Here is a 23,763-nt window from a genome sequence, read left to right as displayed (position 1 = left end):
CTGTGCGAGTGCCTCAAGCCATCGCCGCGACGCGCTTCACCGGCACGCCTTCGATCTCCTGATCCAGCTGGCGCTGGGTCATCGCCGCTTCGGCCATCACCCATTGCTTGAACAGCACCACCTTGCGTGCCGCGTGCTGGGTGTCGGGACTGACGAAGTACCAGCCAGCGGTGTTGGGGTGGTGGACCGCGAACGGCGCCACCAGCCGCTCGGCGCGGATGTCGCTGGCCATATAGGCGCGGTTGGCGACGGCAAAACCCATGCCGGCATTGGCCGCTTCGTAGGACATCATGCAGGAATCGAAATAGATGCTTTTGGTCTCGCCGAGCACGAAGCTCGCCCCGGCAAAGCCCAGCCACGACTGCCAATTCTGGGTGCAGGTGTCGGAGTGGAGCAGCGTGAAATGCCTGAGATCGTCCGGCGTGACCTTCGACAGCGGCTTGTCGCCGAGGATCTCGTGGAAGAGTTTGCGACTGCACACCGGCGTCAAATCTTCCTTGAACAGCAGGTCCGCCTGCAGGCCGGGGAAGCTGCCATCGCCGTAACGGATCTCCAGGTCGTATTCCGAGGTCGCGAACTCATGCGTGGCGTACGAGGTCGACACCCGCATTTCGATATCGGGATATTGCCGCTGGAACAGCGGCAGGCGCGGGAACAGCCAGCGCGCCGCGAAGGTCGGCAGCACCGAGATCTTCAGCACATGCGCCTGTGATTGCCCGGTCGCTTCCATGCTGGCCGCCACGATCCGCTCCAGAGCTTCGCGCACCCGCGACACATAGGTCTCGCCTTCCGGCGTCAGCGACACCGCGTTGCCGCCGCGCTGGAAAATCTTGAAGCGCAGCTGGTCCTCAAGGCTCTTGACGCGCTGGCTGACGGCGGAAGCGGTGATGAACTGTTCTTCACCGGCACGCGTGAAGTTCCCGTGCCGGGCAGCACTCTCGACGATTTTCAGCGAATTGAGGTTGACCTGACTGAGCAGACGCACCGTTTTCGACCTTAAGCTGGGCTTAGGGTAGCACCAGCATTCCTAAATTTACAGGGGTGGGCGGATTAATCGACTGTTTACCAAGTGTTGCCCCCACGCTGGAGAAGTAGAATGAACGCCCACACCATCCCCGAACTGCGTTGTGCGATGAGCCGTGAAGCCATCATCGGCCACGACACCGCCTGGAAAGTGTCGAGTTTCGGCGTCGCCCAGTATCTGCACGGCTACGACCCGGCGCTGCTTGCCGCCATCGAGGAGGCTGCCTTGAAGCTGAAGTCCAGCCATGCCGTGCACAAGCATCTGGATCTCACCTTCATCACCGGCGCCGACCGCTACATTCCCGAGATCAAGGAACTGCTGAACGACAAGCTGCGCCTGGAGCGGCTCTCCGACATGATGGGCACCAAGCTCGAGCCCTATCCGCTGTCGATCGTCGGCTCGACGGTCACCTTCATGAATCCCAAGGACGGCGCCGTCGAATGGCATTGCGACGGCGTGCCGGTCACCGAGCTCATCCCGCTGTCGATCAGCGATCCGCTGATCGGCGGTCATCTGGAGATCTATTGCGATGATTCCGAGACCGGGCGGGCGATCCTGGAATCCGGACGCGAGATTCCGCGCAACCGCATCATGCGCATCGACCACAAGATGAACTACGCCACGCTCGGCCAGTTCCTCGGCGTGCTGCATCGCACCGCGCCCATCCAGCTCGGCTCGCGCGTCACCCTGGTGCTCAACCAGCGCTCGGTCGCAAAGCCCTATGTCGACGATAACCGCATGTTCTACCTCGCCGCCGACAACGACCACGATCGTGCATGGGTGAATGAGCTTGCCGACGACGTCTGGAACAACCAGTTGCCGGCCTATCGCCGTTTTGCCGAGGAGCATCCCGCGCCGCAGCCGGCCGCGGAAACCGTCGCCGGCGGTGCCAGGGAATCATGGTAGTGAAGCCATGGGCGGAAACCGGCTTGCTTCGCTGATCCAGCATTCGGAACAGGTCATGGCCAGGCAGGAAGACAGGACCCCATCCCGGATCGTGCGGGATGGAGCGGCCCCCGCGGCCGCGCTGGCCTTCGCCGCCGGCGCGGTGGCGCTGTGGTCGACCAATGCGCTGGTCGGCAAGTCGCTGCTTGAAAATCATCCGGTATCGCTGGTGCAATTCCTGCAATTCATCGGCGCCGCCTTGGTCTTTGCGTTGATCAGGCTGAAGCGCCGCGCGCCGATCCACCTTCTCCCACAAGGGGAGAAGGGGAGGCCAGTGAGCAACCTCGCTGCCTTTGCCGTCGGCTTCATCGGCCTCGTCGGCACCATGGTCCTGCAATATATCGCCTTCGCCTCGATGCCGGTCATCGAGGCAAATCTTGTCGCCTATACTTGGCCGCTGATGGTGGCGGCCGCGCTGATCGTGCTCGACAGCCCGCGTCGCCCCGCGCTGCTCGGCGTCACCGCCGCGCTCGGCTTTGTCGGCGTGGCGCTGGTGATTTCCGGAGGCCGCGAGCAGTCCTTGTTCCAGGGCAATCTTGTCGGTTATCTCGCCGCCTTCGGCTCGGCGCTGTGCATGGCCTTCTATTCGATCTTCGTCGGTCGCGTGGCCACCCCGCCGGACCGGTTCCTGCTGCCGTCGGCCGTGGCCGGCGTGGTCCTGACCTTTGCCTGGTGCCTGCATGACGGCGTCGCCTGGCAGGCCGGAACCTATCTCATTGCCGGGCTTTATCTCGGCGCCGGCCCGATGGGGCTCGGCTACTACTTCTGGTCGCGGGCGCTGAAGCTCGACCGGGGCGGCAAGGTTGCGGTTGCCGCCTATCTCACGCCGATCGCCTCGACGCTCCTTCTGGCGCTGTCGGGCGAAACGCTGACGATGACGGCTATCGCCGGCGCCGTCCTTGTCATCGGCAGTTGCATTGCGGTGGGCATCGAAGGTCCGGAGGCCGGGAACCATGCTTGACGAGGACGAACGCCGCGCCAGACAGGAAGCGCATTGGCTGGTGAAGGAATTCGGCGCCGAAGCGCCGCTTTACGCCGCGATGAAGGCAGAAAAGGCGATTGAGCAGAAAGATTTCGGTCGTTGTGCCCGTTGGAAGCGTATTCTCGAAATTTTGGCTGATACCGGCCTATCCAAGTCTGCCGCTTCCAAGTATTAGATTTTCTAAATTGCGCGGCTGCCGTCGCCCATGAAAATATCGCCCCGTATTGAGTCTGCAGGGTTTATTGACTCTATGGGTCCGTTGGGGAGCACGGTCAAAATCGATACATCATCAAAAGTCTACAACTAGAGCTGGTGACTTGATCATCGGCAGAGGGAAAAAAATTGCACAATATCGATGACAAGACCGCGATTGAACTAACCGCCGACATTGTTTCGGCCTATGTCGGCAACAATCCGCTTCCGGCTTCCGGTCTGCCGGATCTGATCGCCAGCGTCAGCGCCTCGGTGCGCAAGCTGAGCTCGGTTGCCGCCGCCAAGGAGGCTCCGGTACTCAACCCGGCCGTCAATCCGAAGCGCTCGGTGTTTCCGGACCACATCGTCTGCCTCGAGGACGGCAAGAAGTTCAAGTCCCTGAAGCGTCACCTCGCCACCGACCATGGCCTGACGCCGGACGAATACCGCGCCAAATGGGGGCTTGCGCCCGACTATCCGATGGTGGCGCCCAGCTATTCGGCGACCCGCTCGGCGCTGGCCAAATCTTCCGGCCTCGGCCGCAAGCCGGCGGCTCAGCCGGCCAAGGTGGCGAAGCGCAAGAAGGTCTGATTTTCTGGCCTCGCCCGGCGCCATCCCGGCATCATCGGGATGGACCGGGCCTGTGCGCACTCAGTTTTTGGGCTCGGGCGCTTTCTGGGCGAGTGTCAGCTTGGGATCCTGCGCGTCGGCCAGGGTTTCGGCTTCGACCGCGGTCATTTCGAGAAAATAGACTAGCATGTGGTAGCGCGTGCGCGAAAGCATCTTCGCCAATTTGCGCGTCATGTCGGCGACAAATCTGAGCGCGCGCAGATTCTTCGCTGCCTCGTCCATCCTGGCTCCTGACCAATACAATTATCGTTGGCGCCCACGGCGACTCATGGCGCGATCCCAAGATCACAGCATCGGTGCGAAAATGACATCGAATTTTCGCAAAGCATCCCGCGTGCGGCAAGAGATTTTTCTGCGCCACACGCATCTGAAGCGCTCGCCATGCGCTAATATATGTTGGATCGGAACTTCAAGTTGTCTGATTTATCAACTTAATGCTCGAAAAGCGCCGGTGTACCGATAACATTCGTGTTCGAAGGAATGTCGATGCGCGATATGGCATATCGTGAAGTTGCAGGCGCCGCTATGTCAAAGGGAGATTGGCAGCGTCACTGACCTGCCAGGTCAACGGCCCCCAGCAGCGGCGCGGCATCCGTGTTGTCAGCAAACAGCACCACCTGCGTCGCCAGGGCGGCCGTGGTGGCGACCTGGAAGAAGATGACGGCGAGGGCGAAATAGCGGATCATCGGCCCCAAACGCTCCGGCCGCCATCTGGTTCCAGCCGGCGAGCATTTCGTGACCGCCGGCCATCCCACCATCGCCGGTGACCTTCGTCCCAAAGCCCCTGGCTCTTGCGAAGCGCTCATGTCCCGTGCAAAAGCGCGGCCATGCTTATCATCAACGACCTCTCGCTGCGCATGGCGGGGCGCCTGCTCCTCGATCATGCCTCGCTGACCTTGCCGGCCGGCACCAAGGCCGGGCTCGTCGGCCGCAACGGCACCGGCAAGACCACCTTGTTCAAGGCGATCACCGGCGATTTCCCCGCCGAGACCGGCTCGATCAGCCTGCCCAAAAACACCCGCATCGGCCAGGTGGCGCAGGAAGCGCCGGGCACCGAGGAGCCGCTGATCGACATCGTGCTCAAGGCCGATACCGAGCGCCAGGCTCTGCTCGAAGAGGAAAGGACGGCCACGGATCCGCACCGCATCGCCGAGATCCACACGCGGCTTGCCGACATCGACGCGCATTCGGCGGAGTCCCGAGCCGCCACCATCCTGGCCGGCCTCGGCTTCGACGACGCCGCGCAGAAGCGTCCGGCCTCGTCGTTCTCCGGCGGCTGGCGCATGCGCGTCGCGCTGGCGGCCGTGCTCTTCTCCGAGCCAGACCTTCTGCTGCTCGACGAGCCGACCAACTATCTCGACCTCGAAGGCACGCTGTGGCTGCAGAACTACGTCTCCAAATATCCGCACACCGTGCTTTTGATCTCGCACGACCGCGACCTGCTCAACCGCGCCGTCAACTCCATCGTCCATCTCGACCAGAAGAAGCTGACCTTCTGGCGCGGCGGCTACGACCAGTTCGAGCGCCAGCTCACCGAGCAGCGGGAACTGCAGGAGAAGAGCCGCGTCAAGCAGGAAGCGGCGCGCAAGCACATGGAGTCCTTCGTCGAGCGTTTTCGCGCCAAGGCCTCCAAGGCGAGGCAGGCGCAATCGCGCCTGAAGGCGCTGGAGAAGATGAAGCCGATCGCGGCCATCGTGAACGACACGGTGCGGCCGTTTTCCTTCCCCGAGCCGGTGAAGACGGTGGCCTCGCCGATCGTTGCGCTCAACGGCGTCAATGTCGGCTACACCGAGGGCGCGCCGATCCTGAAGAAGATGACGCTGCGCATCGATGCCGACGACCGCATCGCGCTGCTCGGCGCCAACGGCAACGGCAAGTCGACCTTCGCCAAGATGCTCGCCGGCCGCCTCAAGGCCGAGACCGGCACCATGACGGTGGCGCCGGGCCTCAAGGTGGCGATCTTCGCCCAGCATCAGCTCGACGATCTGCGCCCCGAGGAAAACGCCTATGAGCATGTACGCCGGCTGATGCCGGAGGCGCCGGAATCGAAGGTGCGTGCCCGCGTCGCCCAGTTCGGCCTCACCACCGAGAAGATGAACACCGCCGCCAAGGATCTGTCCGGCGGCGAGAAGGCGCGCCTTTTGATGGGCCTGTCGACCTTCGACGGACCGAACCTGTTCATCCTCGACGAGCCGACCAACCACCTCGATATCGACAGCCGTGAATCGCTGATCCATGCGCTGAACGATTTCCCCGGCGCCGTGATCCTGATCTCGCACGACCGTCACCTGCTCGAGGCGACGGCCGATCGCCTGTGGCTGGTCAAGGACGGCGCGGTCAATCCGTATGACGGCGACCTCGAGGATTACAAGACGCTGGTCACCGGCGTTTCCTCCAATCGCCGCGAACAGAAGGAAGCCGACAAGGCCTCCAAGGCCGACCGTCGCCGCGAGGCGGCCCAGCGCCGTGCCGCGCTCGAACCGCTGGCGAAGGAAATCCGCGCCACCGAGGCACTGATGGACCGCATCCGCAAGCGCATCGACCTGATCGAGGACGAGCTCGCCAATCCGGCGATCTACGAGAAGGACCCCTCGACCGCGACACGCCTCGCCAAGGAACGCTCGCAACTCGCTCAGACGCTGGCGCAGAACGAGGACAAGTGGCTGTCCATGTCGGCGGAATATGAGGAAGGGATCGCGGAGTAGGTGAGGCGGAGTTCTTCCCTTCTCCCCTTTGTGGGAGAAGGTGGCCGAGCGAAGCTCGGTCGGATGAGGGGTGTTGGACGGATCGCCGGCCTAAATTTGCAAGCGTTTATCATTATATATTTCGACGCTGAGTTTCTTCCAGCACCCCTCATCCGTCTCGGCGCTGCGCGCCGATCCACCTTCTCCCACAAGGGGAGAAGGGGAGGTGCCAGCTACCCCGCCAGCCTCACTTCAACCGCTTGCGCCCGCGCCAGGCAGCGCTCCTGGTCGCGTGGGCGGCCGAGTTCGGCGTAGCGCGCGGCCGCTTCGCGCAACAGCGCCGAGGCCTGGTCGCTTTCGCCGCGCGCCTGGCGGTGCACGCCGCGCGCTTCCCAGACGGCGGCGACCCACGGTCCGCCCTGCCACATGCCGGCCAGTCGCTCGGCCTCGTCGATGCGCCGGCTCGCCTGGTCGAGTTCCCCGGCCTCGGCCAGCGCGATCGAGGACGCGACGCGAAAGCCCATCGAGCAGGGCTGGCAGGTGCATTTTTCGGCCAGCCTGCGGTCGCCCTGCCGGATCGCCTCCATCGCCTGCGATTGCGTCGCCGCCGCCTCGACCGCCAGGGCCTGGAAGCGGATCAGCAGATGCGGGGCGAGCCATGTGGATTCGGCAAGGCGCAAGCCCTTCTGCAGGAGCCGGCCGGCGCGCCATTTCTGGCCGCGCGCCAGCGCGATTTCGCCGAGTCGATGCAGCGCCAGCGCCTCGCCGAAAGGGGCGCGCGCTGCAGCGCTGAGCTGGGCTGCGCTGGTCAACAGCTCCTCCGCCGCTGTGAGCCGCCCCGAGAACAGCTCCGCCTCGCCGAGGATCAGCGAGGCAAGCACGCGGCCGGGAACCGATCCGGCGGCCTCGGCGATGCCCAAAAGCTCGCGCGCGGCCTTGGCCATGTGTTCATGGCCGCCGGCCCGGTAGAGGCAGAATTCCGCCAGGCACAGATGGCCGTCGAAGACATTGGAGGCAACGCTTGGCGCGCCGCGAACCCAGTCGACGAATTCGGACTGGAAAAGCTCCTGCCATTGCCCCTGCATGTGTGCGGCGAGCCCGATCAGTGCGCTGGCCTCGCCGACCTCGCGCCCGAGCTCGGCGGCGATCGCCAGCGTGCGCGCCTCGGCGCCCTTCTGCCCGGCATCGCCGAAGTCGCCGCTGTTGAGCTGGATGATGCCCCAGGCCAAAAGCCCGCGCACCCGTTCGGCGATCCCGGTCGGCTGCGCGCCGCCGAGCGCCAGCGCCTTCTCGTAGATGGCGACCGTCGCCGCTTGCGGGCCGACGCCGAGATCGACGCGCAGGCTTTCGCGCAGCCGCTCGAATTGCCGCACGACCTCGCCGCGATTGCCGGCGTCGAGTGCCGCCTGCATCAGGGCCCGCCCGGCGCGCTCGTCGGCGGGATCGACCGCCAGCAAGCGTTCCCACAGACCGGCCGCCTCCAGCACGCGCACATAGAGCTCGCGCAGCCGTTGGCGCGGCTCTTCCGCCCATTCAGCGTAGCGGTCGTCCGGCAGCAGGTCGCCGGCGTAGCGCCGGGCCGCCCGTTCCGTGGCCCCGCGATCGTTTGCCTGCAGCGCCGCCGTCGCCTCGGCCTCGAACAAAGCAGCATCGACGGCGAGCTCAGCGCCCGGCGCCAGCGCCACGACTTCGCCGTCGAGCGCGATGATCTCATGCGCGCCGAGCGCGCGCCGGGTGAAGTGGACGGCCTTGCGCAGATTGGCGGCGGCGGCCTCCGGTTCGAGGTCGGGCCATAGTGCGTCCATTACCTGCTCGCGGTGCAGCCGATGGCGCCGGGCAAGCGCCAGCAATTTGACCAGCGTCACGCTGCTCGTGCGCCGCCACGCCGCCGCGGACGCCGCGCGTCCATCGATGGACACGCGGAATTGGCCAAGCAAATCCACCTCTACGTGCATTTTCGTCTCCCAAGGCCCCAGCCAACCATAGTCCGGCATCGATGCCGATTGGAAGGGCCGGCACAGGCAAAGCGCATTCGGGGAACGGTGGAGGAACGCCGGCCGGTCAGTATGGCCGCGTCAACCCATTCATAGAGGAGAACTCACCATGTCCATCCGCATCAACGACACCGCCCCGGACTTCGGAGCCGAGACGACGCAGGGCCAGATCAGCTTCCATTCCTGGCTCGGCGAGTCCTGGGGCGTCCTTTTCTCCCACCCCAAGGATTTCACGCCGATCTGCACCACAGAGCTCGGCTACATGGCCAAGCTCAAGCCTGAATTCGACAAGCGCAACGTCAAGATCATCGGGCTCAGCGTCGATCCCGTCGACCGGCACCAGAGCTGGGCCATGGACATCGAGGAGACGCAAGGCCATGCGCCGAACTACCCCATGATCGGCGACCCGACGCTTGCGATCTCCAAGCTCTACGACATGCTGCCGGCGACTGTCGGCGACACGTCGGAGGGCCGCACCGCGGCCGACAACCAGACGGTGCGCAACGTCTACGTCATCGGGCCGGACAAGAAGGTCAAGCTGCTGATCTCCTATCCGATGACCACCGGCCGGAACTTCGACGAGATCCTGCGCGTCATCGATTCCCTGCAGCTCACCGCGAAACACCGCGTCGCGACTCCGGTCAACTGGCGCCAGGGCGAGGACGTCGTCATCGCCGGCTCGGTGTCGAACGACGAGGCGGCCAAGATCTACCCGAACGGATGGAAGGCGCCCAAGCCCTACATCCGCATCGTCCCGCAGCCGCACGCCTGAGCCGCGGCCGCGTGAGCCGCGGCCGGGGAGCGGCGAGACCCTTTCCGGCCGCGCGCCCAAAGAACCATCGCAGGAGCAGACCGCCATGACCGTGCATTACGTGAAGCCCGCCATCGCCGTCTTCGACGCCACGCCGGAGCTGCTGTTCCAGTATATGAGGGCCGGCAACCACCGGCATCTGGCCTTCAAGAGCCACCGGCTCGCCGGCGTGGCCGGCAATGTCGTCACCCTGGACGCCGAGGTCTATAATCCCGACGGAACCACCTTCGCCATGCAGGTCGAGCATACGCTCGATCCGCCGCGCGGCATCGAGACCAGGCTGACCGGCGGCGCCTTCGACGGCGCGCGATTCACCCACAGCTACACGCCGATGAGCGGCAGGACCAAGGTGGATCTGGAGGGCGATTTCCCGGCGCTGCCCGGCATGAGCGATGCCGACACGCTGAAGATGATCGACGGCTTCTTCGGCGTGATCTTCGCCGAGGACACCGCCACGTTGAGGCACTGGTCCTAGGGAAATTTGACTACGACGCGCGTCATTCCAAGCAACAAATGAGAGGTAACATGAACACTTCCAGCAAGCCGCGCGTCCTCGTCCTGGGGGCGGGATTTGGCGGCCTCGAACTCACCAGCCTGCTTTCCGAGACCTTCGGCACCGGCATCGACGTCACCTTGATCGACAAGAGCGACGGCTTCGTCTTCGGCTTTTCCAAGCTCGACGTCATGTTCGGCCACAAGACGGCTGATCAGGTGCGCCTGCCTTACTCGAACTATGCGAAGCCGGGCGTGCGCCTGCTCAGGCAGACGGTCACCGCGATCGATCCCGAGCGGCGGCGCGTCACCACCGACGCCGGCGTCCACGAGGCCGATTTCCTCGTCGTGGCGCTCGGCGCCGATTACGATTTCGACGCCACGCCAGGGCTCGCCGGCGCCAACGAATTCTACACCGTCGCCGGCGCCGAGCGGCTGCGCGACGTGCTGCCCACCTTCACCAGGGGGAGGGCGCTGGTCGGGGTCTGCGGCGCGCCCTACAAATGCCCGCCGGCGCCCAGCGAATGCGCGCTGATGCTGCACGACTACCTGGTCAAGCGCGGCGTGCGCGAAGCCTGCGAGATCAATTTCGTGCTGCCGCTGCCGAGCCCGGTGCCGCCGTCGCCGGAAACCTCGCGCGCCCTGGTCTCCGCCTTCGTCGAGCGCAACATCGGCTTCATTCCAGGCCGCCGCGTCGCGTCGATCGACAATGCGCGCAAGGTCGCGATCCTCGACGACGGGGTGGAGATGCAGTTCGACCTGTTCCTCGGCGTGCCCAAGCATCGCGTGCCCGACGTGGTCATTGCCAGCGGCATGACCGAGAATGGCTGGATCACGGTCAACCCGAGGACGCTGGAGACCAATTACGCCGGCGTCTACGCCGTGGGCGACGGCGCCAACACCGGCACGCCGAAAGCCGGCGTCTTCGCCGAAGGCGCGGCGCGCGCCGTCGCCAGCGATCTGATCGTGAAGCTCTCCAACAGCGGCACGGCGAAGCAATATGATGGTTTCGGCACCTGCTATATCGAATTCGGCGGCGGCCGCATCGGCAAGGTCGAGGTGGATTTCTTCTCCGGACCAAAGCCGACCGGCACCTACCACGAAGCCTCGCTGGCGCTCAGAGCCGACAAGGAGCATTTCGGCTCCAGCCGCCGCGCGCGCTGGTTCGGGATGTGAGGGGGCGTTGCGCCAATCTCCGAGGTTGGCGATTGGCGAAACCCGCGGCGACAGCCAATCTCCCCCCAAGTGGGGGAGATGCCCGGTAGGGCAGAGGGGGGCGCTGTCCCGCCGGCCTCTCAGCCAAACAGCGAAGTCCCATGGTGTTTCGCTACCGAATGAACTCAGAGGTTGGCGATCCTTCACGCCCCCTCTTTCCTGCCGGACATCTCCCCCACGTGGGGGGAGATTGGCAGTTCGGGCGTCGCGCAAAGAACATCCTGCCTTGGACTCGAAGCGCAGCACATCCTCGCAAGCCAGCACCAATCCGCGCCCGATCTGGACCTACACGCCGAGCCTGAATCCCGCTAGACAACCCGCATGAACCAGCACGCCAAGCTCAGGATCGGCCATTCGGCCTGTCCGCACGACTGCCCGTCCACCTGTGCGCTCGAGGTCGAGCTGCTCGATAGTAACCGCATCGGCCGCGTCTACGGCGCCAAGGCCAACAGCTACACGGCGGGCGTCATCTGCGCCAAGGTCGCCCGCTATGCCGACCGCGTCCACCACCCCGACCGCCTGCTGAAGCCACTGGTCAGGGCGGGCGCCAAGGGCGACGGCATCTGGAAGGAGTCCAGCTGGGAAGCGGCGCTCGACCTCGTTGCCGAGAAGTTCATCAAGGCCGAGGAGACGTACGGCTCGGAAACGGTGTGGCCCTATTACTATGCCGGAACGATGGGGCTGGTGCAGCGCGACGGCATCCACCGGCTGCGCCACGCGAAGAAGTACTCCGGCTTCTTCGGCTCGATCTGCACCAACCTCGCCTGGACCGGCTGGATGGTTGGAGCAGGCGCGCTGCGCGGTCCCGATCCGCGCGAGATGGCCAAGTCCGACTGCGTCGTGATCTGGGGCACCAATGCCGTGGTCACGCAGGTCAACGTCATGACCCACGCGATCAAGGCGCGTAAGGAACGCAAGGCCAAGATCGTCGTCATCGACGTCTATGAGAACGCGACGATGAAGCAGGCCGATCTCGGCCTGGTGCTCAAGCCCGGCACCGATGGCGCGCTGGCCTGCGCGGTCATGCATGTGCTGTTCCGGGACGGCTTCGCCGACCACGCCTATCTCGACAAGTACACCGACGATCCGCGCGGGCTGGAGCAGCACCTCCGCACCCGCACGCCGGACTGGGCGGCCGCGATCACCGGATTGAGCGTTGCCGAGATCGAGACCTTCGCGCATCTCGTCGGCACGACGAAGAAGACCTATTTCCGTCTCGGCTACGGCTTCTCGCGCCAGCGCAACGGCTCGGTCAACATGCACGCGGCGGCCTCGATCGCCGCCGTCACCGGCGCCTGGCAATATGAAGGCGGCGGCGCCTTCCATTCCAATTCAGGCATCTTCAAGCTGAACCAGGATCTGCTCGAAGGCACCGCGCTGCGCGACCCGAACGTGCGCCATCTCGACCATTCGCGCATCGGCCCGGTGCTGACAGGGGCCGCGGACGCGCTCTATGGCGGTCCGCCGGTGACGGCGCTGCTCATCCAGAACACCAATCCGGTCAATGTCGCGCCCGAGCAGCGGCTGGTGAAGCAGGGCTTTTTGCGCGACGACCTGTTCACCTGCGTGCACGAGCAGTTCATGACCGACACCGCCAGGCTCGCCGATGTCGTCCTGCCGGCGACGATGTTCCTCGAGCATGACGACATCTACAAGGGCGGCGGCAACCAGCACATCACGCTCGGCCCGAAGCTGATCGATCCGCCGGAAGGGCCGCGCACCAACCATTTTGTCATCGAGGAACTGGCGAAGCGGCTCGGCGTCTCCGACAGGCCGGGCTTCGGCCTGACCGAGAAGGAGCATATCGACATCATCCTCGGCAAGCGCGGGCTGGGCAGCTTCGACAGCCTGGGCGAACAGAAGTGGATCGATATGCAGCCGGATTTCGAGGCGGCGCATTTCATCGACGGCTTCGGCCATCCGGACGGAAAGTTCCGCTTCCGTCCCGACTGGTCCGGGCAGGCGGCGCCCAACCGGCCGCCGAGGAGCATGGGGCTGTTCGGACCGGTGGAACAGCTGCCGGAATTCCCCGACCATGTCGAGCTGATCGAGGTGGCGGACGAGGCCCATCCGTTCCGGCTGACCACTTCGCCGGCGCGCAACTTCCTCAATTCGACCTTCGCCGAGACGCCCGTGTCGAAGGAAAAGGAGGGCAGGCCGGTGCTGCTGCTGCATCCCGACGATGCCGCCGAACTCGGGCTTGCCGATGGCAGCCGCGTCGAGGTCGGCAACCAGCGCGGCGAGCTGGTGCTGCACGCCAAGTTCTTCGACGGCATCCAGCGCGGCGTGGTGATCGCCGAGGGCATCTGGCCGAACAGCGCGCATGAGCGCGGCGAGGGCATCAACGTGCTGACCGGCGCCGACGCGCCGGCGCCCTATGGCGGTGCCGCGCTGCACGACAACAAGGTATGGCTGCGCAAGCCGCAAGAGCTTGGCGTTTGATCCCGCGATCTGGCCCAAGCGCCTGCCGTCGCGGCCGCCAGCTCCCGCGTCTATAGAGACGCCCTGTCTGTTGCGACGAGGGAGGATGTCGTGAGCAAGATATCGCTTCTGGGCATTCCGCATGACGGGAATTCGTCCTGGCTGCGCGGTGCGGCCGAAGCGCCGCCGCTGATCCGGCGCGAACTCGCCAGCGATGCCTACAGTTCATGGTCGGAAACCGGCTTTGACCTCAGCGACCGCTTCATCGATCACGGCGACATCGATTTCACGCAACCCGGCGATCCGTGGGAGCGGATCGAAAGCGAAGTCGGCCGCGCGCTGGATGCCGGCCATCCGCTGATCTCGCTCGGCGGCGACCATGCGATCTCTTGGCCGGTGCTGCGCGCCGTACGGCGCCGTCATCCCAGCCTGACGATCCTGCATATCGATGCCCATCCCGACATCTACCATGCCTATGGCGACAATCCGCGCTCGCACACCTCGCCCTTCGCGCGCATCATGGAGGAGCGGCTTGCCGACCGGCTGATCCAGATCGGGCTGCGCACCATCAACGACCACCACCGCGACCAGTTCAGGCGTTTCGATGTCGAGGTGGTGGAGATGCGGCATTTCAAGGAAGGGCTGCGGCTTGACCTCAAGACGCCCGTCTATGTCTCGATGGATATCGACGCTCTCGATCCGGCCTTCGCACCCGGCATTTCCCATCGCGAACCAGGCGGCTTCACCACCCGCCAGGTGATTGGCCTGATCCAGGGAATCGACCAGCCGATCGTCGCCGCCGATGTCGTTGAATACAATGCGAGCCAGGATCTCTCGAACCAGACCGCTCTGGTCGCCGCCAAGCTGGTGAAGGAGATCGCCGGCATGATGCTGAAGACGAATGGCGCTCCCGTCGGGTGAATCAATCTTGCAAAACGTTGTTCTAGCTGGTTGTTCCGACTCGTCTTTCCCACGGGAGCCGTAATGCCGAAGCCGCTCAAGATAGCCATCGCCGGCGCGCTCGGCCGCATGGGCCGCCAGATGGTGGAAGCCGTTGCGGCGGATCCGCGCCTCGAACTCGCTGCCCGCTTCCACCGGCTTGGCGCCACCGGCGAGGGGCTGGTCGAGCGCGACGAAGCGCTGGCGCTCGCCGACGTCATCATCGATTTCACCACGCCGGCCGCGTCGGCTGACTTCGCCGAGGCTTGCGCCGTGCGTGGCGGCCCGGCGCTGGTGATCGGCTCGACCGGCTTCGACCCCGCCGAGCTTGCCGCCATTGCCGCCGCCGCGAAGACGGTCGCCATCGTGCGTTCCGGCAATTACTCGCTTGGCCTCAACGTGCTGACCGGGCTGGTCGAGCAGGCGGCGCGCGCGCTCGGCCCCGACCACTGCGACATCGAGATCTTCGAGGCGCATCATCGCGCGAAGGTGGATGCGCCATCGGGCACGGCGCTGATGCTGGGCGAGGCGGCCGCACAGGGGCGGGGCATTGCGCTGGGAGACGTCGCCCGGCGCGGCCGCGACGGTGTCACCGGTCCGCGTCCGCCCGGCGAGATCGGCTTCGCGGTGATGCGCGGCGGCAGCATCGTCGGCGAGCACAGCGTCAGCTTCCTCGCCGACGGCGAGGTGCTGACGCTGTCGCATTCGGCGGGCGATCGCTCGATGTTCGCCCGCGGCGCCATCGCCGCTGCACTCTGGGTCGCCGGACAGCCGCCCGGCGAATACGACATGCGCGACGTGTTGCGGCGTTGAAACTGCCCCGGTCGAGAGATTGGCCGTCAACGACGATTTTCGCCAAGATTGTTCCCCGAGGCGGCGGGCTTGTCCCGCCGCCTCGCCTTGCGCAAGCCTGAATCAAATCGGCAAGGTTCGGCGCTATCGCTTTGGTCGGATTTTGTCTTTGGGCTCCGCGCGCGCCAAGGGTCGCGCTGCCGTGGAGGCCGCTAGCTCAGCTCTTTCGGCCTGATGCAATGCGTCAGCCGCGCGCCACCGAAGCCGAGATCCGCCCAGTCTCCATCGAGGACAAAACGGGCCAGTGCCGCCGTCGGGAATTTTTCCTCGAGCTTCCTCAGCGCCTGGGCATCTGACCTCGAACTGGCGAGCCGGCGCGCGAACTCCTCCAGCCCGGGATTGTGGCCGAGCAGCAAGAGACTTGCCGCGCTGGCCTTGCGCACCACGGCCAACACATCCTCTGCCGCTGCCTCGTAGAGCGCATCGGTGAATTCCGCCGGCACGTTTCGTGGCAGTTCGGCCGCGACCAGCCGCCATGTGTCGCGCGTGCGCAGCGCGGCAGACACCAGCGCCAGATCCGGCAACCAGCCGCGCCGGGAAAGCTCCCGTCCCATCAGCGGCGCCGTCTTCAGCCCGCGCGAGCTGAGCGGCCGGTCGAAATCGGCAAGCTTGGCATCGTCCCAGCTCGACTTGGCGTGGCGCAGGACGAGGAGTTGTCTTGCTTTCGCCATATCACCATTCCCTGTCGCCACTGCCTTTCAAAATAACGTCGAGACGTCGCGTGCGCCATGCACGATACGCACGATCTCAATCCGTTCCTTGGCGAGGCGATGGAGTATGAGATAGTTGCCGACGCTCGGCGCTCCGGTTTCGGCACCAACGTCAGGTCGTCGCGGTCCGGACTCGGAAAAGTGGCAATATTTGCTACCAGCCTCAATCCCTTACGGCGTGATCCGCGCCAACTGCTCGAGATCGCTTTCCTCGCGCAGCGGGTCGGGCGCCATTACCACCGAGGTGCCGTTGTCGGCATCGTCGGCGAAATGGGCGAGCACGGTGTGGCCCTTCTCCATGCGCGCCTTGCCTTCGGCGACGAGACCGAGCGCCAGCGGGTAGAGCCGGTGCTCGGCCTTGAGCACGCGGGCGGCGAGCGTATCCTCATTGTCGCCGACCATCACCGGCACGGCGGCCTGCGCGATGATCGGGCCGTCATCCATGTCGAGCGTCACGAAATGCACCGAGCAGCCATGGATGCGAACGCCGGCGCGCAGGGCGCGGGCATGCGTATCCAGGCCCTTGAAGGCAGGCAAAAGGGCAGGGTGGATGTTGACCACCCGCCCCAGCCATTTCTCGACGAAGCGGCCACCCAGGATGCGCATGTAGCCGGCCAGCGCGACGATTTCGGCGCCGAAGCCGGCAAGGGCGGCATCGATCGCGCCGTCATGCGCTTCCTTGCTGCCATAATCCGAGCGCTGGATCACCTTGGTGGCGATTCCGCGCGCGGCCGCAATGGCGAGGCCGGCGGCGTTCGCCCTGTCGGAGATGACGCCGACGATCTCTGCCGGATAGGCTGGGTCGCTCGCCGCCGCGATCAGCGCCGTCATGTTGGAGCCGCGCCCGGAGATCAGAACGACGGTGCGTTTCCTGCTCATAGGCCGATCGACCCCCGGTAGATGACGCCGGCGTCGCGGCGTGGCACGATGCGGCCGATCGGCGTCACCGTCTCGCCGGCCTCCTGCAGCACCGCCGCTACCTGCGCCGCCTGGCCGGAGGCCACGGCGAGGATCATGCCGATGCCGCAGTTGAAGGTGCGCATCATCTCTTCCGGCGCCACGCCGCCAGTCTTGGCCAGCCATGCGAACACCGGCGGCACCTCGATGGCGTTGAGGTCGAGCTCGGCGGAAAAGTCCTTCGGCAGCACGCGCGGAATGTTCTCGGGAAAGCCGCCGCCGGTGATATGGGCCAGCGCCTTGATGCCATGCGTATTGCGGATCGCCTTCAGGATCGACTTCACATAGATGCGCGTCGGCTCGAGCAGTGCTTCGGCAAGCGTCGCCTCGTCGTTGAACGGTGCCGGGTCGCTCCAGGCGAGGCCGCTGGCGGCAACGATGCGGCGAACCAGCGAAAAGCCGTTGGAATGCAGGCCGGACGAGGCCAGACCCAGGAGCACGTCGCCCTCGACGATGTCGTCGGTGGGCAGCAGCTGGCCGCGCTCGGCGGCGCCCACGGCGAAGCCGGCGAGGTCGTAATCCTTGCCGTGATACATGCCGGGCATCTCGGCCGTCTCGCCGCCGATCAGCGCGCAGCCGGCCTGCCGGCAGCCTTGCGCAATGCCGCCGACGATCGCCGCCCCCTGGTCGGGGTCGAGCTTGCCGGTGGCGAAATAGTCGAGGAAGAACAGCGGCTCGGCGCCCTGCACGACGATGTCGTTGACGCACATGGCAACGAGGTCGATACCGATCGTGTCGTGTTTGCCGGCATCTATGGCGATCTTGAGCTTGGTGCCGACGCCGTCATTGGCGGCAACCAGCACCGGATCGGAGAAGCCGGCGGCTTTGAGGTCGAACAGCCCGCCGAAGCCCCCGATCTCGCCATCGGCGCCCGGCCGGCGCGTGGCGCGCACCAGCGGCTTGATCTTCTCCACCATAAGATTGCCGGCATCGATATCGACACCCGCCTCGGCATAGGTGAGCCCGTTCTTGCGCTTGGCTGTGTCGCGCTTGGTCATATCCGGCTCGTCGCTGTTTCCACTGTGCTTGCGGGCTCTTCGCATGAATGGTTTCGGGGAGCAAGGATGACGGCCTTGTCAGCCGACAAAACCGTGGACAGCGATGGTCGGAACAGCATTGGCGATTGGCGAAGTCCAAGGCGACAGCTGATCTCCCCCCTTGCGGGGGAGATCGATCGTCATCGCCGCTTTCGCCAATCGGTCGTGTGGAAGAATGAGGCAAGCGGTCCTTGCGCCTACCTCCCATCTCCATCATCTATCTCCCAACAAGCCACGACGGGGCAGACGTTTGACCATCCCCAACATGATTACGATCATGCGCCTGGTTCTCGTGCCCGCCGTGGTGTTGGCCATGCTGCAGGCGCGCTGGGACTGGGCTTTTGCCGGCTTCCTCGTTGCCGGCATCTCCGATGGCGTCGACGGCTTCATCGCTCGCCGCTTCAACCAGTTTTCGAAACTCGGCGCCTATCTCGACCCGATGGCTGACAAGCTGCTGCTGGTCTCGGCGTTCGTGGTCATGGGCTTCATCGGCGAGTTGCCGCTGTGGCTGGTCGTCACCATGGTCTCGCGCGACGCGCTGATCGTCTGCGCCGTGCTTCTGTCGACGGTGATGGCGCATCCGGTCGAGATGAAACCGCTCCTGATATCCAAGGCCAACACCGCCATCCAGATCATTCTGGCGGCGGTGGTGCTTGGCGAATTGGCTATTTCGATCCACTTCGACCCGCTGAGGCCGGCGCTCATATTGCTGTCCGGGGTCTTGACCGTGGCTTCGGCCGCGGCCTATCTCGTGACCTGGTTGAGGCATATGAGCGGCTATGGCGAAGGCTCCAAACCGGACTCCTGACCAAGGATCCATCGCGGCGGCCGCCGAGGCAGCGGCGGCCGGCGAAGCCGCGTCCTCGGCGTTCCGCCGCCAGATATTCTTCTGGCTGGGCACCGCCGTCCTGCTCGCCCTGTTCCTCTACGTCTTCTCCAGCATCCTTCTGCCCTTCGTCGCCGGCATGGTGCTCGCCTATTTCCTCGATCCGGTCGCAGACCGGCTGCAGCGCCTCGGCCTCTCCCGGCTGATGGCGACGGTGGTCATCCTGATCGCCTTCATCGTCGTGCTTGTGCTCGCCTTCGTCATCCTGGTGCCGGTGCTGGCGACGCAAATGGCCGATTTCGCCGGCAAGCTGCCGGAATATCTCACCCGCCTGCAGGCATTGATCACCAGCTTCGACCCGAAATGGCTGGAGCAGAGATTTGGCGTCAACGCCAACAGCTTGCGCGACGGGCTGAACTCGCTGCTCACTTCCGGCTTTGGCCTGCTCACCACCGTCTTCACCTCGATCTGGAGCTCCGGCGTGGCGCTGGTCTCGGTGGTCAGCCTGTTCGTGGTGACGCCGGTCGTCGCCTTCTACATGCTGCTCGACTGGGACCGCATGGTGGCCGAGGTCGACAGCTGGGTGCCGCGCGACTATGTCGAAACGGTGCGGACGATCGCCCGCGACATCAACACCGCGACCGCCGGCTTCGTGCGCGGCCAGGGCACGCTCTGCCTGGTGCTCGGCGCCATGTACGCCACGGGCCTGACTTTGGCCGGCCTCAACTTCGCGATCCTCATCGGCCTCTTCGCCGGGCTGATCTCCTTCATCCCCTATGTCGGCTCGCTGACCGGGCTGGTGCTCGCGGTTGGCGTCGCCTTTGTCCAGTTCTGGCCGGACTGGGTGATGATCGCTGCGGTGGCCTGCGTGTTTTTCGTCGGCCAGTTCATCGAGGGCAACATTCTGCAGCCGAGGCTGGTGGGCAAAAGCGTCGGCCTGCATCCGGTCTGGCTGATGTTCGCGCTGTTCGCCTTCGGCGCGCTGTTCGGCTTTGTCGGCCTGCTGATCGCGGTGCCGGCTTCGGCGGCGGTCGCTGTGCTGGTGCGCTTCGCCATTGCCCGCTATCTCGAATCGCCGCTCTACAAGGGCCACGCGACCGAGCCCATTCCGCCGCTGCCGGCCAACCGCCGCCGGGCCGCCAAGCCGCGCGGCTGACACGCCATGGCCGCTGACAGAACCGATCCGCCGCGCCAGTTGCCGCTCGATCTCGGCCACGGCACCGGCTACTCGCGCGACGAGCTCGTGGTGTCTTCGACCAACGCCCAGGCGGTGGCGCTGGTCGACCGGTGGCCCGACTGGCCGTCGCCGGTCGTGGTGCTGGCCGGGCCGGCCGGCTCCGGCAAGACGCATCTGGCCTCGATCTGGCTGGCCCGCGCCGGCGCGCTAAGGGTCGATGCCGGACGCATCGAACAGTGCATCGCCGATCTTGGCGAGATGCCCGTCCTCATCGACGACATCGACAAGCACCCCGTCGACGAGACTGGCCTGTTCCACCTCATCAACGCCGTCCGTGGCGCCGGCTCCTCTCTGCTGCTGACGGCCAGGCGCTTTCCCTCGGCCTGGGGTGTCGCGCTGCCCGACCTCATCTCGCGGCTGAAGGCTGCAGCGACCGTAGAGATCCACGAACCCGACGATCTGCTGCTCGCCGGCGTCATCACAAAGCTTTTCGCCGACCGCCAGGTCGAGGTCGAGCCGCATGTCGTGCAATATCTGGTCAGGCGCATCGAGCGCTCGCTGGCCACCGCCATGCGCGTGGTGGAACGCCTCGACCGCGCAGCGCTGGAGCGCAAGACGCCGATCACCAGGGCGCTCGCCGCCGAAACCGTCAGCGCCATGGACGAAGGGCAGGGCGAGTTCGAGATTTAGGCCTTGTCCGGTAGCCAGCAGGTGACGTCAGAGCCAGTGACATCAGAGACATATGGTGATATGATGTCAATGACATCGGGATGATATCAATGCCATCTGTGACGATCAGAAATATTCCGGAAGAAACCCACCGCGCTCTGCGCGTGCAGGCCGCCGTCCACGGCCGAAGCACGGAAGCGGAGATTCGAGCCATACTCGAAAACGCCGTGCGGCCGGAAGGGCGTGTGAAGCTGGGCACTTTGCTGTCCGACATCGCCCGCCGCGCCGGAGTAAAAGGCGAGGATGTAGATGCCTTGGAGCAGGTCCGCGATAAAAGCCCGGCCGAGCCTCTGAGATTCGAATGATCGTCCTGGACACCAATGTCGTTTCGGAGGTGATGAGGCCACAGCCCCATCCGGCGGTTCTGGGATGGCTGGACGATCAGGCTGCTGAAACATTGTATATTTCCAGCGTGACTCTCGCTGAGGTGCTGTTCGGCATCGAGGTGATGGCTGCGGGGCGCCGCAAGAATGCCCTGGCTGAGGCCTTTGCTGGCATACGCGCGGTGTTCGAACAGCGCGTTCTGCCATTCGATGCGCAGGCAGCGAGGCAGTATGCCGGCCTTGCCCCAAAGGCCAGAGCCGCGGGCAAGGGGTTTCCTATACCCGACGGCTACATAGCGGCTATCGCCGCCGCCAAAGGCTTCCGCGTCGCTTCACGTGACGTGTCGGCCTTTCACGCGGCGGGCATACCCGTCGTCAATCCATGGGAAAGCGCCACTTAACTGTCCCATTTCGGGACAAGGCCACCGGCATCCATCTTGCAACATCCAATTTGCCGGCTGATCCCGGCCCCGATCGCGTTCCAGATCGGGTTGTGGGCTCGCCGGGTGTAAGGCGGTTGGGGTTCTCGCCCGGCGAGCTTGCCTTCCAGATGCAACGCTCCCCGTTGCCGGCTGCTCCATGTCAGCGACGATTCTACCAAGACCTCGAAAGCGCCCTGTAGGGGGCGGTTCGCCTAAATCGCCACTTTCCCGGCAAGCTCTTCCAGGGTCGCCAGCAGTCTGTTGATCTGCGTGTAGGAGGTCGTTCCCGGACTGTAGCGCGTGACCAGATATTCTCGGTTCTCCGCGAGTTGTGCCAGGTGATGTGCGGTCCGCTTTCGCAGCACCAATCCCGAAGCGATCGCCTTTGCAGCGCGCAAGGCAAAATCATGCTGGAGGTTGCGTATGGTTTTGTGATCGGATCCGGTCGAGAGTAAATGGGCGTTCAAATAGAGTTCGATTGCATGAAGGGCGGTAAACCGGCAGGGCACGAACGAAAGCGGGTCCCCTTTGCGTCGATGCTCAAACAAGCGGATTGCGGCCATTTTGAACTCGCTTGCGAGCAGCAGTATTTGTTCGGCCGTAGCTCCTTCCCCTGGATAGGGTTTATCCATCTTAGTTCCGCCGCCCCAGTTGAGATCCTGCTAATATTGCAGATGACATCAATTCAGGCGTTGCGTCAAAGTTTCCGTTTTACTCCCGGCTCAACCCCTGCCGTAGCCGGCGCCACACGCGTCGCCGCCACAGCTTGGGCCCTTTCCACGCGAGACTCGTCGAGATTTTCTACAAGGATTGAGGCGGCCAACCGACTCCGCTCGGCGCCGACGGCCGGGCGGGAACTGGGCCGAGCGAGTGTTGAAGGATGGGGAGAAAAATGGTCGGAGTGGAGAGATTCGAACTCCCGACCCTCTGGTCCCAAACCAGATGCGCTACCAGGCTGCGCTACACTCCGAGGCCCTGCGGCGTATAAGGTTCCAGACCCGCGAAGGCAACCCACGAAACGAGAAAAACGAAAGCGCTGTATCGTTCATCGGGCACGAAGTGCTGACGAATGACGAAAGCTGGCTGCAGTCGACGAGGGAGAACTTCGCCGCCTTCATGCAGAAACGAGCGATTTGCGCTCAGCGTCGTCGTCTGGCGATCTCACGGGCGATCGCGGCGCCCTGGATGCGGGCATTGGCAAAGCAGCCGCGGATGCTCGGCCGCATGCCGGTGAACCAAAGGCCCGGCAGTCTCGGGTCGCTGTCGGCGCCGTTGAACAGCGGCACGCCCTTGGCGTCGAGCACGCCGAGCGAGCCCACCATCGGCTCCAGCCCGGTGCGGTAGCCGGTTGCGGCGATGACGATGTCGGGGGTGATCGTCTGGCCGTTGTCGAGCATGACGCCGTCGCGGGTGAATTCCCTGATCTGCGGAACCACGATGACACGGCCGGCCTTGATGGCATCGACGGCGCCGTCATCGGAGGCGATCGCGGTGTAGTCGGAGCCCAGTCGGCTGGCGCCGCCCACGCGTGACGACGGGAGGCCGAATTTGCGCAGGTCACCGAAGACGAGGCGTTGGGTCAGCGCCATCGCCCAGTCGGCCAGCCTCACGGGCAGCCGCGCCATGAAAGGCGAAAAACGGTGCACTGCGATCTGGCCGATGCGCTTGGGCAATAGCGAGGGGCCGTTGCGGGCGGCAAGCCACATCTGTCCGGTCTTGACGCCGGAAAGGTGATTGAGCGCGTCGAAGCCCGAATTGCCGGCGCCGACCACCAGCACCGTCTTGTCCTCATAGTCCTTCGCCGCGCCGAAATCGGCCGAATGGACGATGCGCCCGGCAAAGTCCTTCATGCCTTTCCAGGCGGGAATGAACGGATGCCGGTCGCGACCTGTAGCGATAACGACATGGCGCGCAAGCCGCGGCCCGGCGGTTGTCCTGACCTTCCAGTGATCGCCGTTGAAGGTCACTTCCTCGACGACGACGCCGAATTCGACCGGCAGCCCGTGGGTCTCGGCGAATTCGTTGAGATGGCTGATCACCGTGGTGCGGTGCGGAAAGGCGGGCGTGCCGGCGGGGTAGGCGACGCCGGGCAGGGAAGAAAGATCGCGATGGGTGTTGAGGTGCAGGTTTTCGTGCCGACGGTGCCAGGGTTCGGCCAGCCGGCTCTCCCGCTCCAGCACCTGCGTTGCCACGCCGGCCTCGATGAGCGCCAGGGCGACGCTGAGCCCGGCCGCGCCGGCGCCGATCACGATCGCGCCGTCGAAGGTCTCCGGTCGGCCGGCCTGAGCCTGCAAGGTTTCCGCGTCCATGTCCTTGTTTGTCGCCGTCATCACCCTGTCTGGCACGGCGTTGTATCCGACATATGCCGCTTGCAGCGCAATGGGAAGATGCCGCGGTTGCA

The 23,763-nt window shown here is 65.0% G+C and carries 25 protein-coding genes and 1 tRNA gene; 16 read left to right on the top strand and 10 right to left on the bottom strand.

Annotated elements, in window-relative coordinates; genetic code table 11:
* Positions 1-13: 13 nt before the first annotated feature.
* The gene (locus EN786_RS05430) at positions 14-985 is read right to left on the bottom strand and encodes a LysR substrate-binding domain-containing protein (RefSeq protein WP_127283662.1); all 972 of its coding nucleotides are present in this window, start codon (positions 983-985) and stop codon (positions 14-16) included.
* A gap of 111 nt (positions 986-1,096) precedes the next feature.
* Here EN786_RS05430 and EN786_RS37620 point away from each other — a divergent pair, with 111 nt between their 5' ends.
* The 4 genes from EN786_RS37620 (at position 1,097) to EN786_RS05405 (ending at position 3,734) form a co-directional block, all read left to right on the top strand.
* Positions 1,097-1,930, top strand: coding sequence for a hypothetical protein (locus EN786_RS37620; protein ID WP_187331183.1), 834 nt, complete (start codon positions 1,097-1,099; stop codon positions 1,928-1,930).
* Between the two features lie 55 nt (positions 1,931-1,985).
* Positions 1,986-2,930: a DMT family transporter gene (locus tag EN786_RS05415; protein WP_127309885.1), complete on the top strand. Its 945-nt coding sequence runs from the start codon at positions 1,986-1,988 to the stop codon at positions 2,928-2,930.
* On the top strand, positions 2,923-3,126 hold the full coding sequence (locus EN786_RS05410) for a hypothetical protein (protein ID WP_127285720.1): 204 nt from the start codon (positions 2,923-2,925) through the stop codon (positions 3,124-3,126). Before EN786_RS05415 ends, EN786_RS05410 begins: the two co-directional genes overlap by 8 nt.
* Before the next feature lie 167 nt (positions 3,127-3,293).
* A complete protein-coding gene (locus tag EN786_RS05405; protein ID WP_127285721.1) occupies positions 3,294-3,734 on the top strand; it encodes a MucR family transcriptional regulator in 441 nt (146 codons plus the stop codon).
* Between the two features lie 60 nt (positions 3,735-3,794).
* On the opposite strand, the gene EN786_RS05400 is transcribed toward EN786_RS05405, so the two are convergent.
* Positions 3,795-3,995, bottom strand: coding sequence for a hypothetical protein (locus tag EN786_RS05400; RefSeq protein WP_127309884.1), 201 nt, complete (start codon positions 3,993-3,995; stop codon positions 3,795-3,797).
* Positions 3,996-4,321: 326 nt separating this feature from the next.
* Positions 4,322-4,459 carry a hypothetical protein gene (locus EN786_RS37615; protein WP_187331182.1) on the bottom strand — a complete coding sequence of 46 codons (138 nt, stop codon included), beginning with the start codon at positions 4,457-4,459 and terminating at the stop codon, positions 4,322-4,324.
* Positions 4,460-4,600: 141 nt separating this feature from the next.
* Between EN786_RS37615 and EN786_RS05395 the strand changes: the two genes are divergently transcribed.
* The gene (locus EN786_RS05395) at positions 4,601-6,478 is read left to right on the top strand and encodes an ABC-F family ATP-binding cassette domain-containing protein (RefSeq protein WP_127309883.1); all 1,878 of its coding nucleotides are present in this window, start codon (positions 4,601-4,603) and stop codon (positions 6,476-6,478) included.
* 212 nt (positions 6,479-6,690) lie between these two features.
* Here EN786_RS05395 and EN786_RS05390 read toward each other — a convergent pair whose 3' ends face one another.
* Positions 6,691-8,412, bottom strand: coding sequence for a BTAD domain-containing putative transcriptional regulator (locus EN786_RS05390; protein ID WP_127309882.1), 1,722 nt, complete (start codon positions 8,410-8,412; stop codon positions 6,691-6,693).
* Positions 8,413-8,560: 148 nt separating this feature from the next.
* Here EN786_RS05390 and EN786_RS05385 point away from each other — a divergent pair, with 148 nt between their 5' ends.
* The 6 genes from EN786_RS05385 to dapB all read left to right on the top strand — a co-directional run bounded on the left by EN786_RS05385 (position 8,561) and on the right by dapB (position 15,142).
* Positions 8,561-9,223, top strand: a complete 663-nt coding sequence (locus tag EN786_RS05385; RefSeq protein ID WP_135908050.1) for a peroxiredoxin — start codon at positions 8,561-8,563, stop codon at positions 9,221-9,223.
* Between the two features lie 85 nt (positions 9,224-9,308).
* The gene (locus EN786_RS05380) at positions 9,309-9,737 is read left to right on the top strand and encodes a hypothetical protein (protein WP_127309880.1); all 429 of its coding nucleotides are present in this window, start codon (positions 9,309-9,311) and stop codon (positions 9,735-9,737) included.
* 50 nt (positions 9,738-9,787) lie between these two features.
* Positions 9,788-10,930: an FAD/NAD(P)-binding oxidoreductase gene (locus tag EN786_RS05375; RefSeq protein WP_127309879.1), complete on the top strand. Its 1,143-nt coding sequence runs from the start codon at positions 9,788-9,790 to the stop codon at positions 10,928-10,930.
* Between the two features lie 360 nt (positions 10,931-11,290).
* Positions 11,291-13,411 carry a molybdopterin oxidoreductase family protein gene (locus EN786_RS05370; protein ID WP_127309878.1) on the top strand — a complete coding sequence of 707 codons (2,121 nt, stop codon included), beginning with the start codon at positions 11,291-11,293 and terminating at the stop codon, positions 13,409-13,411.
* 90 nt (positions 13,412-13,501) lie between these two features.
* The gene (locus tag EN786_RS05365) at positions 13,502-14,311 is read left to right on the top strand and encodes an agmatinase family protein (protein WP_127309877.1); all 810 of its coding nucleotides are present in this window, start codon (positions 13,502-13,504) and stop codon (positions 14,309-14,311) included.
* A gap of 63 nt (positions 14,312-14,374) precedes the next feature.
* Positions 14,375-15,142, top strand: a complete 768-nt coding sequence (dapB, locus tag EN786_RS05360) for a 4-hydroxy-tetrahydrodipicolinate reductase (protein WP_135908048.1) — start codon at positions 14,375-14,377, stop codon at positions 15,140-15,142.
* Positions 15,143-15,333: 191 nt separating this feature from the next.
* Here dapB and EN786_RS05355 read toward each other — a convergent pair whose 3' ends face one another.
* From EN786_RS05355 to purM, 3 genes are all read right to left on the bottom strand, one after another.
* The gene (locus tag EN786_RS05355; RefSeq protein ID WP_127287168.1) at positions 15,334-15,852 is read right to left on the bottom strand and encodes a histidine phosphatase family protein; all 519 of its coding nucleotides are present in this window, start codon (positions 15,850-15,852) and stop codon (positions 15,334-15,336) included.
* 210 nt (positions 15,853-16,062) lie between these two features.
* On the bottom strand, positions 16,063-16,770 hold the full coding sequence (gene purN, locus EN786_RS05345; RefSeq protein WP_127311098.1) for a phosphoribosylglycinamide formyltransferase: 708 nt from the start codon (positions 16,768-16,770) through the stop codon (positions 16,063-16,065).
* The gene (gene purM / locus EN786_RS05340) at positions 16,767-17,846 is read right to left on the bottom strand and encodes a phosphoribosylformylglycinamidine cyclo-ligase (RefSeq protein ID WP_127285793.1); all 1,080 of its coding nucleotides are present in this window, start codon (positions 17,844-17,846) and stop codon (positions 16,767-16,769) included. Before purM ends, purN begins: the two co-directional genes overlap by 4 nt.
* 289 nt (positions 17,847-18,135) lie before the next feature.
* Between purM and EN786_RS05335 the strand changes: the two genes are divergently transcribed.
* The 5 genes from EN786_RS05335 (at position 18,136) to EN786_RS05315 (ending at position 21,341) form a co-directional block, all read left to right on the top strand.
* Complete coding sequence (locus EN786_RS05335; RefSeq protein ID WP_127285792.1) at positions 18,136-18,693, top strand: CDP-alcohol phosphatidyltransferase family protein; 558 nt, start codon at positions 18,136-18,138, stop codon at positions 18,691-18,693.
* A complete protein-coding gene (locus EN786_RS05330) occupies positions 18,665-19,867 on the top strand; it encodes an AI-2E family transporter (RefSeq protein WP_127311100.1) in 1,203 nt (400 codons plus the stop codon). The genes EN786_RS05335 and EN786_RS05330 overlap by 29 nt, the downstream gene beginning before the upstream one ends.
* Before the next feature lie 6 nt (positions 19,868-19,873).
* Complete coding sequence (gene hdaA / locus EN786_RS05325) at positions 19,874-20,578, top strand: DnaA regulatory inactivator HdaA (RefSeq protein ID WP_127285790.1); 705 nt, start codon at positions 19,874-19,876, stop codon at positions 20,576-20,578.
* 89 nt (positions 20,579-20,667) lie between these two features.
* Positions 20,668-20,922: an Arc family DNA-binding protein gene (locus EN786_RS05320; protein WP_127285789.1), complete on the top strand. Its 255-nt coding sequence runs from the start codon at positions 20,668-20,670 to the stop codon at positions 20,920-20,922.
* Positions 20,919-21,341: a type II toxin-antitoxin system VapC family toxin gene (locus EN786_RS05315; RefSeq protein ID WP_127311101.1), complete on the top strand. Its 423-nt coding sequence runs from the start codon at positions 20,919-20,921 to the stop codon at positions 21,339-21,341. The genes EN786_RS05320 and EN786_RS05315 overlap by 4 nt, the downstream gene beginning before the upstream one ends.
* 233 nt (positions 21,342-21,574) lie before the next feature.
* Here EN786_RS05315 and EN786_RS05310 read toward each other — a convergent pair whose 3' ends face one another.
* The 3 genes from EN786_RS05310 to EN786_RS05300 form a co-directional block, all read right to left on the bottom strand.
* Positions 21,575-21,994: a hypothetical protein gene (locus EN786_RS05310; RefSeq protein WP_127285787.1), complete on the bottom strand. Its 420-nt coding sequence runs from the start codon at positions 21,992-21,994 to the stop codon at positions 21,575-21,577.
* A 261-nt stretch (positions 21,995-22,255) separates the two neighbouring features.
* Positions 22,256-22,332: transfer RNA gene (locus EN786_RS05305), tRNA-Pro, on the bottom strand.
* A 169-nt stretch (positions 22,333-22,501) separates the two neighbouring features.
* Positions 22,502-23,671, bottom strand: coding sequence for an NAD(P)/FAD-dependent oxidoreductase (locus tag EN786_RS05300; RefSeq protein WP_246688721.1), 1,170 nt, complete (start codon positions 23,669-23,671; stop codon positions 22,502-22,504).
* Positions 23,672-23,763 lie beyond the last annotated feature (92 nt).

The organism is Mesorhizobium sp. M4B.F.Ca.ET.143.01.1.1 (assembly GCF_004792275.1).
Taxonomy (GTDB): Bacteria; Pseudomonadota; Alphaproteobacteria; order Rhizobiales; family Rhizobiaceae; genus Mesorhizobium; species Mesorhizobium abyssinicae.
This window is presented reverse-complemented; position numbering and strand designations above follow the sequence as displayed.

Coding starts and splice junctions, on each gene's coding strand:
- dapB (WP_135908048.1), top strand. CDS start 14,375: ATGCCGAAGCCGCTCAAGATAGCCATCGCCGGCGCGCTCGGCCGCATG.
- EN786_RS05400 (WP_127309884.1), bottom strand. CDS start 3,995: ATGGACGAGGCAGCGAAGAATCTGCGCGCGCTCAGATTTGTCGCCGAC.
- EN786_RS05395 (WP_127309883.1), top strand. CDS start 4,601: ATGCTTATCATCAACGACCTCTCGCTGCGCATGGCGGGGCGCCTGCTC.
- EN786_RS05315 (WP_127311101.1), top strand. CDS start 20,919: ATGATCGTCCTGGACACCAATGTCGTTTCGGAGGTGATGAGGCCACAG.
- EN786_RS05370 (WP_127309878.1), top strand. CDS start 11,291: ATGAACCAGCACGCCAAGCTCAGGATCGGCCATTCGGCCTGTCCGCAC.
- EN786_RS05320 (WP_127285789.1), top strand. CDS start 20,668: ATGCCATCTGTGACGATCAGAAATATTCCGGAAGAAACCCACCGCGCT.
- EN786_RS05380 (WP_127309880.1), top strand. CDS start 9,309: ATGACCGTGCATTACGTGAAGCCCGCCATCGCCGTCTTCGACGCCACG.
- EN786_RS05300 (WP_246688721.1), bottom strand. CDS start 23,671: ATGGACGCGGAAACCTTGCAGGCTCAGGCCGGCCGACCGGAGACCTTC.
- EN786_RS05310 (WP_127285787.1), bottom strand. CDS start 21,994: ATGGATAAACCCTATCCAGGGGAAGGAGCTACGGCCGAACAAATACTG.
- EN786_RS05330 (WP_127311100.1), top strand. CDS start 18,665: ATGGCGAAGGCTCCAAACCGGACTCCTGACCAAGGATCCATCGCGGCG.
- EN786_RS37620 (WP_187331183.1), top strand. CDS start 1,097: ATGAACGCCCACACCATCCCCGAACTGCGTTGTGCGATGAGCCGTGAA.
- EN786_RS05410 (WP_127285720.1), top strand. CDS start 2,923: ATGCTTGACGAGGACGAACGCCGCGCCAGACAGGAAGCGCATTGGCTG.
- EN786_RS05415 (WP_127309885.1), top strand. CDS start 1,986: ATGGCCAGGCAGGAAGACAGGACCCCATCCCGGATCGTGCGGGATGGA.
- hdaA (WP_127285790.1), top strand. CDS start 19,874: ATGGCCGCTGACAGAACCGATCCGCCGCGCCAGTTGCCGCTCGATCTC.
- EN786_RS05355 (WP_127287168.1), bottom strand. CDS start 15,852: ATGGCGAAAGCAAGACAACTCCTCGTCCTGCGCCACGCCAAGTCGAGC.
- EN786_RS05375 (WP_127309879.1), top strand. CDS start 9,788: ATGAACACTTCCAGCAAGCCGCGCGTCCTCGTCCTGGGGGCGGGATTT.
- EN786_RS37615 (WP_187331182.1), bottom strand. CDS start 4,459: ATGATCCGCTATTTCGCCCTCGCCGTCATCTTCTTCCAGGTCGCCACC.
- purM (WP_127285793.1), bottom strand. CDS start 17,846: ATGACCAAGCGCGACACAGCCAAGCGCAAGAACGGGCTCACCTATGCC.
- EN786_RS05390 (WP_127309882.1), bottom strand. CDS start 8,412: ATGCACGTAGAGGTGGATTTGCTTGGCCAATTCCGCGTGTCCATCGAT.
- purN (WP_127311098.1), bottom strand. CDS start 16,770: ATGAGCAGGAAACGCACCGTCGTTCTGATCTCCGGGCGCGGCTCCAAC.
- EN786_RS05385 (WP_135908050.1), top strand. CDS start 8,561: ATGTCCATCCGCATCAACGACACCGCCCCGGACTTCGGAGCCGAGACG.